Source organism: Cecembia calidifontis, assembly GCF_004216715.1.
GTDB classification, from domain to species: domain Bacteria; phylum Bacteroidota; class Bacteroidia; order Cytophagales; family Cyclobacteriaceae; genus Cecembia_A; species Cecembia_A calidifontis.
On sequence record NZ_SGXG01000001.1, the window covers coordinates 3833605 to 3849944 of the forward strand.

The 16340-nt window shown below is 40.9% G+C and carries 11 protein-coding genes; all 11 read right to left on the bottom strand.

Annotation, left to right across the window (positions count from 1 at the left end; all coding sequences use genetic code 11):
- Positions 1-31: 31 nt before the first annotated feature.
- The 11 genes from BC751_RS16475 to BC751_RS16525 all read right to left on the bottom strand — a co-directional run bounded on the left by BC751_RS16475 (position 32) and on the right by BC751_RS16525 (position 16203).
- Positions 32-1369, bottom strand: coding sequence for a TolC family protein (locus BC751_RS16475; protein WP_242617504.1), 1338 nt, complete (start codon positions 1367-1369; stop codon positions 32-34).
- A 2-nt stretch (positions 1370-1371) separates the two neighbouring features.
- A complete protein-coding gene (locus BC751_RS16480) occupies positions 1372-2049 on the bottom strand; it encodes an ABC transporter ATP-binding protein (protein WP_130276609.1) in 678 nt (225 codons plus the stop codon).
- A gap of 209 nt (positions 2050-2258) precedes the next feature.
- Entirely contained in the window at positions 2259-3137 is an 879-nt protein-coding gene (locus tag BC751_RS16485; protein WP_165389788.1) for an IS3 family transposase, read from the bottom strand.
- Positions 3134-3514, bottom strand: coding sequence for a transposase (locus BC751_RS16490; protein WP_130275252.1), 381 nt, complete (start codon positions 3512-3514; stop codon positions 3134-3136). The genes BC751_RS16485 and BC751_RS16490 overlap by 4 nt, the downstream gene beginning before the upstream one ends.
- Positions 3515-3923: 409 nt before the next feature.
- Entirely contained in the window at positions 3924-6311 is a 2388-nt protein-coding gene (locus BC751_RS16495; RefSeq protein WP_130276610.1) for an ABC transporter permease, read from the bottom strand.
- 76 nt (positions 6312-6387) lie between these two features.
- Positions 6388-8823, bottom strand: coding sequence for an ABC transporter permease (locus BC751_RS16500; RefSeq protein ID WP_242617505.1), 2436 nt, complete (start codon positions 8821-8823; stop codon positions 6388-6390).
- A 303-nt stretch (positions 8824-9126) separates the two neighbouring features.
- A complete protein-coding gene (locus BC751_RS16505) occupies positions 9127-10005 on the bottom strand; it encodes an IS3 family transposase (protein WP_165389788.1) in 879 nt (292 codons plus the stop codon).
- A complete protein-coding gene (locus tag BC751_RS16510; RefSeq protein ID WP_130275252.1) occupies positions 10002-10382 on the bottom strand; it encodes a transposase in 381 nt (126 codons plus the stop codon). Before BC751_RS16510 ends, BC751_RS16505 begins: the two co-directional genes overlap by 4 nt.
- A gap of 92 nt (positions 10383-10474) precedes the next feature.
- A complete protein-coding gene (locus BC751_RS16515) occupies positions 10475-12874 on the bottom strand; it encodes an ABC transporter permease (protein ID WP_130276611.1) in 2400 nt (799 codons plus the stop codon).
- 210 nt (positions 12875-13084) lie between these two features.
- Positions 13085-13525 (bottom strand): response regulator, encoded by a 441-nt coding sequence (locus BC751_RS16520; RefSeq protein ID WP_130276612.1) that lies wholly within the window; start codon positions 13523-13525, stop codon positions 13085-13087.
- Positions 13526-13836: 311 nt separating this feature from the next.
- Positions 13837-16203, bottom strand: coding sequence for an ABC transporter permease (locus tag BC751_RS16525; RefSeq protein WP_130276613.1), 2367 nt, complete (start codon positions 16201-16203; stop codon positions 13837-13839).
- Between the last annotated feature and the right edge of the window lie 137 nt (positions 16204-16340).

Sequence of the window (16340 nt, forward strand, 5' to 3'; positions counted from 1 at the left end):
TGAAAACTCCTAAAATCCGGAAAGAGAGTTCTTAACCCTCGCCCACCTCTAAAATTCCCAAAGCAAATTTTAGGATAACTTCCTGAAAATACAGGGTATATTGGGCTTGGGCATAATCTGACTGAGCGGTGACCAACTGTTGATTGGCCTGGGCAAGGTCCACGAAATCACTTACCCCTAACCGGAATCTTTCTGAAATGGCTGTCTGTGCTTCTACCGCTGCTGCCAATTGGGATTGTGTTGCCTCTTCCCTTTTGATGGCTGCTTTAAAATTTTCATAGGCCAGCTTTACTTCCTGGCTTATTCTCCTTTCCAAAGCTGTCCTATCCAATTGTTGGTTGTAAAACTCCATTTTTGAACGGGTCACAAATGCCCTGTTTTCAAAATTGTTGAAAATCGGCACTGTCAAACTGAAACCAAAAGATCGCTGGGGGAAAATGGTAAAAAACTGATTGCTGAAAGTCCTTTCATCCAAGCTGGTAAAGAAGGTATTGTAATTGAAAAATGCATTTAACTGTGGCAGATATGTGGCTTTGGCCGCAGAGAGCATTTTCTTGCTGGCATGCTCTAGTAGTTCAACTTGCTTCAAATCCTTTCTTTCTGAGGCTGCTGTAAAATACAGTTCATCCAAAGGCAATTGCAACCAGTCGCTTTCATGCCTTTCCAAAGACACATCCTCCAGTTTTGGCAAAATGTTGGGACCCAATTGAAGAGTTTCCGCCAAAGTCCAAAGATCCGTTTCCCATTGGATTTTGGCATTTAAGGCCACCACCTCAAGCCTGGCAACTTCCGATTTTTGGTTGTACAAATCGGACAAGGTCCTCAACCCAGCCTCCACAAATCCCTCAATCTGCTCCAACTGACGCTTTTGGTTTTCAAGGTTTTCCAAAGCAATCTTGTAAAGTTCCTCATCTAACAAAACCTGCAGATACTGTTGCGCAATGTTGAACATGACTTCCTGCTTGGCCCTTTCAATAGCATTTTTTCCCGCATCTTCAAAACTCTTTCCCGCTTGCGTGTTGTTGATCCTTCTCAAACCGTTAAAAATGGGCATACTGGCATTGATTCTCCCTGTGATGATATTGTTGATCTCATTGGTCACAATGAGCTCACCTTCCACCTGTTGGAATTGCTGTCCAATCTGCCTGAAAGCATCATTGGATAAATTGACCCTGGGAAGGTGATTGAATTGTGCATTTAACCTCTCCATCCTCAGGACTTCCTGCTGGTTCAAAAGTTTGCGGTAATCAATGTTCTGGGACAAACCGATCCTAACAGCCTCCTGAAAAGAAAGGGGAATGGTATCCTGTGCCATCAGTTCTCCTATAAATGCGGCCAAAAATGCCAGTGTTAAGGTCAATTTTTTCATGATCATGATAGAGCAATGTCTTTGTATATTTTTCCATCCAACATTTCAATCAGCCTATTCCCATAATCCGCATTTTCACGGGAATGGGTGGCCTGGATGATGGTTGTTCCTTCTTTGTTCAATTCTTTAAAAACCTCCATGATTTCTTTGGCTTGGGCAGAATGCAGATTTCCGGTAGGTTCATCCGCCAAAAGTACCCGTGGTTTGCCGGCTATGGCCCTTGCGATACCCACCAATTGCTGTTGACCTCCTGAAAGCTGCTCGGGAAACAGATCCTTCTTGGCCACCATCTTGAACCTGTCCAATAAATCCGCGATGATGCTCTTTCTTTCAGCAGCTGAAACATTCCTGTATAAAAGAGGGGTCTCAATATTCTCATAAACCGTCAGTTCATCGATAAGATGGTACGCCTGGAAAATGTAGCCGAATTCGGATTTATGAAGGGTTGATTTTTGCTTTTCCTTCATGGAATTAACAGATTTTCCATCAAAGTCATACATGCCTTCATAATCCTCATCCAAAAGCCCAATGATATTGAGAAGGGTGGACTTACCTACCCCTGAAGGCCCCATCAAGGTCAAAAATTCTCCTTGTTCAATCTTCAGATCTATTCCCTTGAGTATAAATACCCGCTGGAACCTCGATTCAATAAATTTATCAATATTGCTAAGTTGTATCATATTTTATTCAATAAGTCCGGTTTAACTGTAATATGCTGAGGATGCTAAAACTTTTCGCAATTTGCTTTACTTGACACTTTTTCCGAAATCCTTGTCACGTCCTGATTTTACTTGACACTTTTTTCTTTGTTTTTTCTTTTATTTTCAATCCTCTTAAATGCCCTAGAGCCCAAGTAAGGAGACCTGTCAAGGCCGGAGCGAAGCGACGTTTATATAGCCTTGACAGGTCTCTGTCTTGGGCTACTTTTGCGTTTGAGAGATGAAAACACTGTTAGTCCCTCATGTACCTCAATCGGCTTCTTCATATTTAATGAACAATGTGGCCTCTTTTCATTGTAGGCCCATACTCCATGCCTTACTGCTGCAAACGCTTCTTTGAGATTCTTAAACCTGTCCCCAAGTTTATATTCAATCTTCAGAATCCCGTTAACCCGCTCTGCCATTGCATTATCATAGCAATTCCCTGCTTCTCCCATACTGGACTTTATACCTTCCTTTTCCAGTAATTCAGTATAAATCTTACTGCAATACTGAAAGCCCCTATCTGAGTGATGAACAATGCCTTCTGTTGACGGACATTGTTCTATCGCCATTTTTAAGGCTTCTACAGCACATTTTGACTCAAGCGTATTCCCCAAATACCATCCTACTATCTTCCTGCTGTATGCATCGGTAATAAGATACAGGTACCTGAAGGAATCCCCGACACGGATATAGGTTATGTCCGAAACCCAGGCCTGATGGGCAGTGGTCCAGACATTGCCATTGAACAGATCCTCATATTTACTGTAGCGCATAAATGACTGCGTTGTAACAACATACTTCCTCTTGCGCTTGACCAGCAAGCCTTCAGAACGCAACAACTCAAAGAGCCTGTCCCTTCCTATGCTGATCTCCAACCTCACCGCATCTTCTCTGATCAACTCCTGAAGCTTTCTTGTGCCCATCATCGGATGCGTCCTCCGGTAATCCCGGACAAGCTCCAATACCAGGTCGTATTGCGCTTCCTCCTTCAACTTGGAGTCCATCCAACCATAATATGCTGACCTACTGTAACCAAAGTAAGTACAACCGGACTTAACGCTCACTTCTTCAGGCCTTTTTGAAACAGTCCGTTGCCAAAGTTTTTTTTTAAATCCGTCTTGTATTCATCATTTGCAACATCTATCAGCGTCTCAAGCATCTTGTTGGCAACTATCGAATCGGCCAAGGCAAGTTTTAACCTCTTGTTCTCCTCTTCCAGTTCCTTAAGTCTTCTCTTCTCATCCATAGTCTCTATTCTAACCCTTTTGTTCAACAAATGATCCCTGCCAAAGGACCTGACCCACCTCTGGATCGTCTCCGCTCCTCTAATATCATACTTCTTTTGTAGATAAGAATAGGAACTTCCATTTTCCAGCTCCTCTACTACTTGCTTCTTGAAGCTAATACTGTACCTGTTAAATTCCCGAACCGTTTTTGTCATTTTTTTCCTGTTTTTAGTTTGACTTAATCTGTCAAGCTATTTCAGGACGTGACACCTTTTTCCGAAATCCGACTTTCGGCATCCGAATTAATCATTTCCCTTTCCCACTTATCCTTATTCCATTCCCATGCCATAAAAAAGGCCCCAAATCAGCTGATTTGGGGCCTTTCTGTTATTCAAAATGAATTTTAACCCGAACACCTTCGTCCGCTGACGGACAAAATATGACGCTTAAGGCATCTATCAATTTTTATCCATTTAGACTTTTTAAGGATTTTCCATTCCTAATTTTAATTAATCCTGCCAATCAAGTTGTTCATATTGATTGTGAGGCAGAAAACATAAGTCAAATTAAAGCCCTGAGATTGGCAAGTACTAAATTTGGTTAAGATCAATCAATTTAGAGAACTCACTCACTTCTCAAAGATGCTGTAGGATTGGCTGATATGGTTTTTTGGGCATGGAACCAAATGATCAGGAAAATAATTATTAGCAAACCGAATAAAAGCAATCCAATGATTTGCCATGGGAAATTAATCCTATAGGCAAAACCCATCAGCCATTCTTTTCCTGCATACCAGGACAAGGGAATCGCCAATCCCAAAGCCAATAATACCGGCCAGATAAATTCGGAAACCATCACTCCCATTACCTGATTGGAAGATGCCCCAAAAACTCTCCTTATTCCTATTTCTTTGGTTTTGCGCATGGCATTGAATGTGGCCAATCCTATGATGCCTATCACAGCCGTAACAAAACAAATAAATGAAAAAATGATTACCAATCTGGAAACCACGATTTCTGATTTATACAGATTATCAAAGGTTTGGTCCTGAAACCAGTATTTCATAGTAAAATCAGGTTCAATTTCACTGTATACAGATTTTAGGGCATCCACTGCCTCTCTTGCCTTGCCCGGTGCATATTTGACATATATGGCTGAAACCTGCTCAATGGGCTTTCTGTAAATGATTACAGGTTCCATGGATTCCTTCATGGAATTGGTATGAAAATCATTGACTACTCCGATGATTTCGCAGCTGATATAATCATACAATCTAATAGTCGCTCCGACAGGATCGCTGAGTCCCATCATTTTGGCAGCATTCAATGAAATGACCGCCTCGGTGGCCGTTGAATCCTTAGTATCCTTTTCTGAATGAAAACTTCTTCCATCTGTAATCTGAAGGCCAAGTAATTCAGGAAAATCAAATTGGCTCCCGATAACCTGAAAAGAAACCTGGGTTTCTGGAGATTTCCCGGGCCATTGAACCAACACAGTACCTGCACCTGCCTCAAGGGGATTGGCATCAGAAGCACTCAGTTGCTCGATTTCAGCATATTTTAACAATTCATTTTTAAAGGGCCCATAATTTTGAAGCAACCTGTAAGTAGGTTCCAATCTGATGACATTCTCTCTGTCGAACCCAAGATTTTTTGTCTGAACAAAATCCAACTGATAGTAAATAATGCTTCCGAACAGAATGATCCCAATAGATACTGCTAGCTGAAAGGTGATCAAAGCCTTTCGGATGTTTAATGAATCGGAATTTACCGAAGATAAACCTTTGAGAATCCTGGCAGTACGTAAGGAGGACAGTAGGAATGCAGGATAGGCTCCGGATAACAAGGTCATCAACAAGAGAAATCCCAAGAAAAAGATAACGGAATTAATATTGATCAGTTGCATTAAACTCAGTTGCTCGCCAACCAATCGGTTAAAAGCAGGCAGCAGCAATCCTGTCAAAGAAAAACCTACAAGAAAGGCCATAAAGACCATCAAATAGGATTCGAATAAAAACTGGAAAATCAAATGCTTTCTATTTGCTCCGATTGCCTTTTTGACACCGATCTCCTTAGCCCTTAATGAAGCCCTAGCCGTAGTGAGGTTGATGAAGTTGGTTATGGCAACTAAAATGAGTAATAGCCCGATCAGCCCGAATTGAATGATCTGATCTATTTTTCCTCCTTTATTGATACCGTTTTCATAATTGCTGTTCAGATAAAATTTGGAAAAAGGAACCGCTTCATAAACCAATCCATAAGATTTATTGCTCTCCCCTATTACCCTTGGATCATTGAGTTTTTCAGAAATCAGGGAAGCATTTGTACCTGAAATTCCTTTGATATAGACATCAAAAAAATTGCCGTCCAATTGCTCTCTGGTCATTCCCCACTGCTTCTGAAGTACATCCATAGGCAAAGCAAAATCAAATTTGATAGAAGAAAATTCAGGGATATTTCGGAAAACTGCTGTTACTATAACCTCCTTGCTTCGGTCCACCATAATGGTTTTTCCAATAGGATCCTCCGATCCATACAAAGTTTCAGCCATTTTTTCAGAAATGGCTATTGAGGCGGGATTATTTAATGGCTCTTGAACGCCTTTGACTATTGGAAAACTAAAAGTATCAAACAGGTTTTCACTGGCATACACTCCATTTAAATAAACGCATTCATCCACTTTCCTATCAGGCCAAAAGCATAATTCATGCGGCCATCGGTTACCGGTGGAAATATGGGTAACAGCCTCTACTTCAGGCACACCTGTAATATCTATATTGTGTCCTGCCAAGAAAAAGGTCTGTTTGGATCCATCAGCATCCCTATGGGTTATCACCTTATACAACTTGTCTGCATCCGCATGAAATTTATCAAAAGACCATTGATGTTGTCCCCAGAGATAAATCAATAATGCACATGCAATGGCAATGGATAGACCTAACAAGGTCAAAAAAGAATGACCTGAGAACCTTTTGAAATTTCTTACAAAAATCTTTAAATAATTGATTATCATATTGGTGATATTTAAAACTTAAACTCCTGCTTTTATGGGTGCACTTAGTTTTTTTTATACCCATTCAGAATAATTGTTACACAACTTTAAAAGCATCCACCGGATTGACCATAGCTGCCCTGATGGATTGACTGCTAACTGTCAGTGCAGCAATAAAAGCCGCGATGAAACCTGCTATAATAAAAACAAGCCATGAAATAGAAATGCTATAAGCAAAACCTTCCAGCCATGAATCCATGACATACCAAGCGATTGGCACAGCGATTAGAAAGCCAATAAGTACCAATTTGAGAAAATCCTTACCAAGAAGAAGAACAATATTGCCAATACTTGCTCCCATGACTTTTCTTACTCCAATTTCCTTGGTGCGCTGTTCTGTAGCATAAGCAGAAAGACCAAATAAGCCCAATACTGAGATAAGAATGGCCAATCCGGCAAAAAAACCGAAAACCGTACCTACTTTTTCCTCAGCCTTATATTGTTGCTCAAACCTGTCTTCAATGGTGAAATAATTGAAAGGAAAATCTGGTTTCAAAGCAATCCATTCTTCTTTTAAATAGGCTATGGCATCTTCCTCTAAACCTTGTTTTAACCTGATTGCTATCAAATTGAAACGGGTATCGGGAATCATAAAAACCATGGGGCTGATAGGCTGATGTAGGGATTCAAAGTGAAAATCTTTAACCACCCCTACGATATAACCCCTTCTTGGTCCATAATGAAGTGCTTTGCCTAAAGCCTCCTCCGGAGAGGCCCATCCAATAGCCCTAATTGCAGATTCATTCAGCAAAAAAGCCTGGGTGCTGTCAGAAGCAAGTTGATAATCAAAGTCACGACCTGCTGCCATTTCAATACCAAAAGTTTCCATAAAACTATGACTTACATGGATGTCGGCCAGGCGAATATCCATAGGCGTAAGACTTCCGTTGACCTCAGCCCGGGTTTCCATAGCATCCAACAACCTTCCAGAAGGCACCCGGGAAGCCAAAGCCAGGGACTCTATTCCAGGGTGCTGTAAATACCTTTGGCTCAGATTCTCATAATTATCCACCAATTCTTGATAGGCCGGTAGAACAATTACCCTTTCCTTGTCAAAACCCAATTCCTTATTTTTCATAAAATTGAGCTGATTGATCACTACCAAGACCGCAACTATCAAAATGATAGAAATGGCAAACTGTCCGACGACCAATGCTGACCTGAGTTTTTCATGGATAGAACCAATCTTGTATGTACCTTTCAGCACTTTTACAGGCTGAAATCCCGAAAGGAAAAGTGAAGGATAGCTTCCTGCAATCATCCCGACAACAATGACCAAAATCAATAAACCCAATAGGTACTCTGGATGATGTAATAAATTTAGGCTAAGTTCCTTTCCAGTGAAATTGCCAAATACAGGCAGGGCCAACCATGCCAAAACCAAAGCAAGAACTGCTGCCATCATGGTCATCAAGATGGTCTCGCTCATAAATTGACCTACTAGCAATTCCTTTTCAGCACCTAAAACCTTTCTCAGCCCAACTTCCAATGCCCTCTTGGCAGACCGGGCGGTTGCTAGGTTCATAAAATTCACGCAGGCTATCAGTAAAATAAAAATGGCGATTGCAGTATAAATATATACATATTCAATGCTACTGTTGGGTTCCAATTCTGAATCCAGGTTGGAGTGCAAATGGATATCAGTGATGCGCCATGGATGCAAAGCAGTCCAAGTCGAAGGCATTGTTCCGTCTTCCCCTACTTGGATATGGCGGTTGAGAAAATCTGGTATCCTGGCTTCAATACTGGCAATGTCAGCCCCTTCTCTGAGCAGTAGGTAAGTCCCAAAATTATTCGATCCAAAGTTTTTCATCATTTGTTCATAACCTCCATAGAAATCAGTTACCAGTTCCATAGTAGCCAAAAAGTCAGCTTTAAAGTGGGAATTATCAGGAATGTCTTGCATCACCGCCCTGACTTGCATATTGGTAGAAACAGGACCTGCTTTTAACTCCAAACTTTTACCAATGGGATCAGCATTGCCAAAATATTTCCTTGCCATACTCTCTGAGATGATCAAACCATCAGGAAAACTCAATGCTGTTTCGGGATTGCCATCCAATACTTTCCAAGAAAAGACATTAAAAATTTCCGGATCGGTGAAATAGAATCTGTTTTCTTCGAAAATGTTATCTTCATTTTTAAGAATCAAGTTGGTATTCATTACTCTGACTACCTCTTCCACATCTTGTTGGAAATCTGATTTGAGCAAGGGGCCAAAAGGTGGCGCCAAGTGTCCTAGATGAAGGTTAACCTCCCCGTTTTGACTGAAAAAAGAACGTGACAAACGGTAAATCCTATCAGATTTTTCGTGGTATTTGTCGTAACTCAACTCATGCTGGACAAAAAGAAATATCAATATACTGGCAGTCATCCCAACAGAAAGACCCAAAATATTGATCAGCATGTACGCTGGATTCTTTTTAAGGTTTCTAATAAAAATTTTGAAGTAGTTTGTCAGCATAATTTTCATATTTTGATTGTAATCGATGCGGCACTTAAATCTATAATACTCACCCTTCTCGATTGATCTTATTTCATGTCTCTTTTTTCATTCTCAATTGAAAGGGTCCCGACTGACATTCCTTGACACTTTTTGAGAGCGAATGCCTTCTTATTGAAAATTTTTAACCCTTAAATCAACTCTTCAAAACTTCCTTGTCACGTCCTGATTTTACTTGACACTTTTTTCTTTGTTTTTTCTTTTATTTTCAATCCTCTTAAATGCCCTAGAGCCCAAGTAAGGAGACCTGTCAAGGCCGGAGCGAAGCGACGTTTATATAGCCTTGACAGGTCTCTGTCTTGGGCTACTTTTGCGTTTGAGAGATGAAAACACTGTTAGTCCCTCATGTACCTCAATCGGCTTCTTCATATTTAATGAACAATGTGGCCTCTTTTCATTGTAGGCCCATACTCCATGCCTTACTGCTGCAAACGCTTCTTTGAGATTCTTAAACCTGTCCCCAAGTTTATATTCAATCTTCAGAATCCCGTTAACCCGCTCTGCCATTGCATTATCATAGCAATTCCCTGCTTCTCCCATACTGGACTTTATACCTTCCTTTTCCAGTAATTCAGTATAAATCTTACTGCAATACTGAAAGCCCCTATCTGAGTGATGAACAATGCCTTCTGTTGACGGACATTGTTCTATCGCCATTTTTAAGGCTTCTACAGCACATTTTGACTCAAGCGTATTCCCCAAATACCATCCTACTATCTTCCTGCTGTATGCATCGGTAATAAGATACAGGTACCTGAAGGAATCCCCGACACGGATATAGGTTATGTCCGAAACCCAGGCCTGATGGGCAGTGGTCCAGACATTGCCATTGAACAGATCCTCATATTTACTGTAGCGCATAAATGACTGCGTTGTAACAACATACTTCCTCTTGCGCTTGACCAGCAAGCCTTCAGAACGCAACAACTCAAAGAGCCTGTCCCTTCCTATGCTGATCTCCAACCTCACCGCATCTTCTCTGATCAACTCCTGAAGCTTTCTTGTGCCCATCATCGGATGCGTCCTCCGGTAATCCCGGACAAGCTCCAATACCAGGTCGTATTGCGCTTCCTCCTTCAACTTGGAGTCCATCCAACCATAATATGCTGACCTACTGTAACCAAAGTAAGTACAACCGGACTTAACGCTCACTTCTTCAGGCCTTTTTGAAACAGTCCGTTGCCAAAGTTTTTTTTTAAATCCGTCTTGTATTCATCATTTGCAACATCTATCAGCGTCTCAAGCATCTTGTTGGCAACTATCGAATCGGCCAAGGCAAGTTTTAACCTCTTGTTCTCCTCTTCCAGTTCCTTAAGTCTTCTCTTCTCATCCATAGTCTCTATTCTAACCCTTTTGTTCAACAAATGATCCCTGCCAAAGGACCTGACCCACCTCTGGATCGTCTCCGCTCCTCTAATATCATACTTCTTTTGAAGATAAGAATAGGAACTTCCATTTTCCAGCTCCTCTACTACTTGCTTCTTGAAGCTAATACTGTACCTGTTAAATTCCCGAACCGTTTTTGTCATTTTTTTCCTGTTTTTAGTTTGACTTAATCTGTCAAGCTATTTCAGGACGTGACACCTCATTCCTAATTTCTCACTCTACATTCTACATTCCCTCAGTCCTCCTTCAGATTGCTAACAGGGTTCTGGGCAAACACCTTCATGGTCCGGTAACCCACAGTCAGCATTGAAATAAGGAACACCAAGGCAATAGCAACAATATAAATCCAGGCAGGAACAGTTGTTTTATAGGCAAAATCTGACAGCCAGTTCCCAGAAAACCATATTCCAAAACTTACAGCCAAGAGAGCTGAAACAAGCAGCAAGGCAAAGAAGTCCGCAGAAAGCATCTTCAAAACATCACTTGTCCCTGCACCCAGCACCTTTCTGATGGATATCTCCCTTGTCCTTCGCAAGGCTACATAAGAGACCAAACCGAATAATCCCATGCAGGCTATAAACACTGCAATCCCGGCAAATAAGGAAAATATCGTTCCTATCCTTTCTTCTGCCCTGTACATGCTGGCATATTCCTGATCTACAAACTTGTAGGTAAATGGCCTATCAGGAAATAATGCAGTCCAGTTCTTTTCAATTTCAGTTAGAAAATATGCTGGAATGCCTTTAGGTAACCTGGCCAATATTACATTCGCATTATCCGGATCAATGAAAATGGCCAAAGGTCCCACCTGATGGTGCAAAGAATTAAAATAGAAATTACCGATGACGGCTTTGACTTCAGAAAGTCCCCCTCCAAAATCCACTTTTTTCCCTATGGCTTGCTGTGGGGTCCAGCCCAATTCTGCAACAGCAGCCTCATTGAGCATGCAATAGTTATGGATATTGGATTCAGAAGCCTGGCTTCTCGATAGATCCGATTCAACAAAATCATTGCCTGCAAGCAGGTTTAACCCTAAAGTCTGAACAATGCTATGGTCACCTGAATATCCTGTGATCATGATCTCTTTCTGGTTGTCTCCCCCTGGGAAGATCCTGTAACCTGCCTTGATGAATATGGGCATGTCTGCCGCAAGACTTGCTGATTGAACCAAGCCCTGACGCATAAGTTCATTCTGAAAACTATCTATTGACTTGCCCATCCGGTAATGGTAGCCCATGGCAATAAGTTCTTCTCTTTCATAGCCTAAATTGACTTCCTGCATATACTGCAACTGTCTATGGACAATCAGGGTGGCAATCAAAAGAGAAATGGAAACAAAAAACTGAAAAACTACCAAGGACTTCCTTAACCAAGCTCCTCCCCCAATTTTTGTCTGTTTACCAAGGGCTTTGAGGGGTTCCATGCGCGAAAGAATCAAAGAAGGGTAAAAACCGGACAGAAAACCTATGCCTAGCAAAAGGATAGATAAAAACAACATTCCGATGGGTGTGAAAATCAGATCCAGTTGTAGGCCCACCCCCGAAAGATTTTCAAAAAATGGATTTAAGAAATATAACAAAGTAATCGAAAAGATTATTGCAGAGAGGGTAAGTAGGAAGGACTCCGAGACAAACTGACCAAACAATTGTTTTCTGTTTGCCCCAAGTATTTTTCGCATACCCACTTCCTTATTCCTCTCAGTGGCCTCAGCTGTAGCTAGGTTGATATAATTGATTACACCTATTAAAATCAATAACAATGCAATCAGTCCAAAAATATATAAGTTTTTCACATCAACAGCTGGTTTTATACCGTTGGGAGCGGAATTCCCCAAGTGTATGCTGGACACCGGTTGATAGTGAAAAGCTGTCTTAAAACCATAACTTCTTTGCATTTCACCAAAATACTTCTCTACCATTTGGCTGATTTTCTCCTGGAAAAGTGCGTGGTCAATTCCGGATTTCAACTTGGCATAAGAAAGGTAATTTGATGGCATCCATTCCGGATTTCTCCCATGCCTGTGGGTTTTGAATGATCCCAAAAGATCAAAATCCAAATGACTATTGGATGGAAAGTCCTCCATCACTCCGGTAACCACATATTCAGCTCCATCCACCTTCAAGCTTTTTCCCAAAGCATCAATTGCATTACCATAATATCTGGAGGCAGTGCTAAAAGGCAGCACCAATTGATTGGGTTCCGTTAAAACTTTTTCTATACTTCCTGCGAGCAGTTCAAAATCAAAAACTTCAAAAAAGCGCTCATCCACAAAAGCAAAGCGGTCTTCCTCCACCAAGAGATCATCCCCTTCCACCACTACAGATGAAAACATACTCAGGTCAAAGACCAAAGTGGCCGTTTCTACTTCTTCAAATTCCTCCAATAACACAGGAACAAGCATTGAAGGTGTAGATTGTACAGTCTGGGTCTCTCCATTGGAAACAAATTCTTGGTTGAACTTATAGATCCTTTGGTAATCCGTGTACATGCGGTCAAAAGACCATTCATGATAAATGTAGAGGGAAATGGCCAAAAAACTGACAATGGCAATACTTAAGCCCAGTACATTGATCCCTGTGTAAAGCTTTCGCTTTTTAAGATTTCTAAAAGAAATTTTAAAATAGTTTTTCCACATAGCGCTCAATTCAAAGAGTGGATTATAATCGTTGGTTCAGCTTCCAAAGGGCAGTAGCCAATTAAAAGACCTGAAACATATATCCATCACCATGCCATGAAAAAAAGCTCAAAAACAAACGATTTAAGGGGTTATTCAAAAAATCCAGGAAAAATATCCGAACAGTATTGCCCGTCAGCGGACAGATTCAATACTTAAAAAGAAAGAGATTTAGCCAATTCTCTTACCAACCGCAAACATCTCCATGATGTCTTTGAACATATTGATCGTCAAAGGCTTTCTTGCAAAACCAATCACATCAGCATACTGCAGGGCCTGCATTTTATCCTGAGGATCAGTAGAATTGGTCAGCACTACAAATTTGAAATGCTTTCTCTTACTTTCATGTAAGGTAAGGTACCTGTTCAAAAAGTGCCAGCCGTTGAAATTGGGCATATTCAGATCCAAAAAAACCAAATACCTGGCATTAGGGTCCAGTTTTGGAAGAAAATCGCTGGTAATTCCGGTCAGGTAATCAAAGGCCAATTCAGAATCATCAAAGGGAATAACATCTCCATCAAATCCAAAATGACGGATAACGATCTTATTGATGTAGTTGACGGATTCATCGTCATCCACTAAAACAATCGCTATGGGATAGTTCCTTTCCAAATTTTCCGGTCTTTTAAAAATCGAACTTCTATTGACACCTGATTTGTCAGTCTAAAGTTACACATTTAATTCTTTCAATACCAATATTTTATGCATATTTTACAAAAGTTGTAGTTTGAAATATCAAAATTTATCATAGGAATTGGACTACCAACAAAAAAATCCGGCCCTTTAATACCAAAATCCGCTCCTAAAAAACGAAAATTGATAAAAAAGGACCGTAAACTTAACCATTAATCTAAAAAATCTTACTAGTCAAAACCTTGACGGTGTAGCTGCCTTCAGCGCTACAAATTCAGTTAAAATATTTTTTATTCAGATTTTAAAGTTCCCACAGGATTAATCTGAGCAGCTTTCCAAGCCTGCAGGCTTACTGTAAGGTAGGCTATTGCGAAAATAACCCCAGCTGCCATTGGGATAAACCACCACTCAAAATCAATCCTGTAGGCATACCCTTCCAACCAATCCTGTATCAACCAACAGGCGATGGCAGAACCGATTAAAACAGAAATGGAAACAATCATTATAAATTCCCTATTGATCACATGGAGAATGGACAAGGTACTTGCTCCCAACACTTTTCGGATGCCAATCTCTTTTGTTTTTTGTTCCGCTATATGGGCAGAGAGACCAAACAAACCCAAACAGGAAATCAGGATGGTCAGGATGCTGAAGTACTTCGCTAACTCCCTCGTTCTGATGTCTTCTTCATACAAACTGGCATAATTGTCATCCATAAAAACATATTGGAAAGGGAATAAAGGCTCGAATGCTTCTGCTGTTTTTTTGATCTCTTCCAAAGTTTCACGCATATGCCCTGGTGAAACTTTGATATATGCCCTGGTGGCAAATGAAGGGTCAAGAATAATAATAGCGGGTTCCATGCCCTGATGAAAACTCTGGAAATGAAAATCCTCCACGACTCCAAGGATTTGCAGCTCCTCATCCCAAGTGATACTGACTGGGTCAGGTTGATCTTGTGAAATGAGTTCATAAGCCCTTCTATTGATGATTACCTTTGACAAAGAGTCGGAAGCTCTTTCTATAGAATAATCCTCTCCTTGGATCAACTTTAAGCCCATAGTCTGAATAAAATCATAATCCACCCGCATAATTTCAAAAAGGGCTTTGAAATCAGGATCTTTACCTTCCCATGAAACACTGCCTGTATTGGACATTCTTCCCAAAAGAGAATGATTAGAACGTGTCACTGATTGAACATGCGGCAGTTGCTTCAATTCTTCCTTGAAAATATCATAATTATCAAACAACCTTCCTTCCAGCTGCACCAGGAGCAATTGGTCTTTGTTGTAACCCAGATCTTTGTTCAGCGCAAAGTTGATTTGTTTAAATACCACAATCGTGGCCAAAATCAACATGGTCGCCAAGATGAACTGAAAAAGGACCAGGCCTTTTCTTGCCACCACTACCCCTCTTCCTGATTTGGTAAAATTTCTGAATACTGAAACCACCTTGGTAGCAGACATATAAAATGCAGGATAGCTTCCCGCTACTATTCCGGTAATCATAAGTACCAATAACAATTGAGCCCAAAAAACCCAATCAGTATAAGGAATTACCATTACTTTTCCGGTCAGGTTGTTGAATATAGGGAGGGTCAATTCCACCAACAGCAAAGCCACAACACCAGCAGCAAAGGAAATTAAAATGGATTCGGTCAAAAACTGAGAGACCAATTCATTTTTCTCTGCGCCGACCACTTTTCTCACACCAACTTCTTTGTACCGCTTTTGGGATTTGGCAGTAGAGAGATTCATAAAATTGATACAGGCAATCAAAAGGACAAAAATCCCAATAAGAGAAAACAGCCTAACATATTCGATCCTTCCTCCTTGTTGCATGCCATCTTTGAAACTTCCATAGAGGTAAAGGCCCTTTTGGGGATAAGCAAAAAGCTGCACATTACTTCCCTCATTTCTTTGCGCGATAAAATCTTCTATTTTGGCAGAAAATCCCTTTGCGTCAGTATCCTTATGCAATTTTACAATGGTACTTGGACCATTGTTTCCCCAATGTTTTAGCCATCCATTGTATGGTTTGTCAAACCAGAATTGAGCGGGCAATATGAATTCAAACTGACTGCTCACTTCCTGGGGATTACGCTTAATCACCCCTGTAACTATAAAGGATGTTTCACCATCAGTTTCCTTCATTAGTACAGTTTCCCCAATTACATCTGCCTTTCCAAAAAACTTGATCGCCGCCTCATCTGTCAGTACAATATGGCTAGGCTCAGTTAAAGCCAAATCTCTGCTTCCATGCAAAAATTTGTACTGCATGATATGAAGGTAATCAGGTTCAGCATAGAAACCTGAAATGTTAAGCTTCGTGTCTCCTACGACAAACAGCAGGGTCTCATTCCAAGAATAGCAAGCCGAACGTTCCACTTCCGGAAACTCTTCTTTCAAGGCAGCTGCCAAAACACCTGGTGTGGAGTTGGTGGTAAAAATATCGGAACCATAACGCTGGTGTTCCATGATCCGGTAAACCTGTTCCATTTCAGGGAAGGACTGGTTCATATTCAGCTCGCTCTTGACCCACAAACCAATGGAAATGGTGGCCCATAAGCCCAAAGCCAGACCAAAGAGGTTGATGAAAAAAGTCAACTTATGCTTGGCAAAGCCACGAATAGCGATTTTGAAGTAGTTGGAAAACATAGTGAAAAGGGTTGTAAGGTTGTCAGGATTAATTAGACCCGTCCTAGGGTTTTGTTGTAATGGTTGTAACTGTTTTCAGACCATCGTTCGAAAATCTATCACTTCAATTTGAGCTCTTGGAATTCCTCGGGACAAGA

Excerpts from the sequence above, each read along its gene's own strand:
- BC751_RS16500 (WP_242617505.1), bottom strand. The coding sequence starts at position 8,823 with ATGAAAATTATGCTGACAAACTACTTCAAAATTTTTATTAGAAACCTT.
- BC751_RS16510 (WP_130275252.1), bottom strand. The coding sequence starts at position 10,382 with ATGACAAAAACGGTTCGGGAATTTAACAGGTACAGTATTAGCTTCAAG.
- BC751_RS16480 (WP_130276609.1), bottom strand. The coding sequence starts at position 2,049 with ATGATACAACTTAGCAATATTGATAAATTTATTGAATCGAGGTTCCAG.
- BC751_RS16490 (WP_130275252.1), bottom strand. The coding sequence starts at position 3,514 with ATGACAAAAACGGTTCGGGAATTTAACAGGTACAGTATTAGCTTCAAG.
- BC751_RS16475 (WP_242617504.1), bottom strand. The coding sequence starts at position 1,369 with ATGAAAAAATTGACCTTAACACTGGCATTTTTGGCCGCATTTATAGGA.
- BC751_RS16525 (WP_130276613.1), bottom strand. The coding sequence starts at position 16,203 with ATGTTTTCCAACTACTTCAAAATCGCTATTCGTGGCTTTGCCAAGCAT.
- BC751_RS16515 (WP_130276611.1), bottom strand. The coding sequence starts at position 12,874 with ATGTGGAAAAACTATTTTAAAATTTCTTTTAGAAATCTTAAAAAGCGA.
- BC751_RS16495 (WP_130276610.1), bottom strand. The coding sequence starts at position 6,311 with ATGATAATCAATTATTTAAAGATTTTTGTAAGAAATTTCAAAAGGTTC.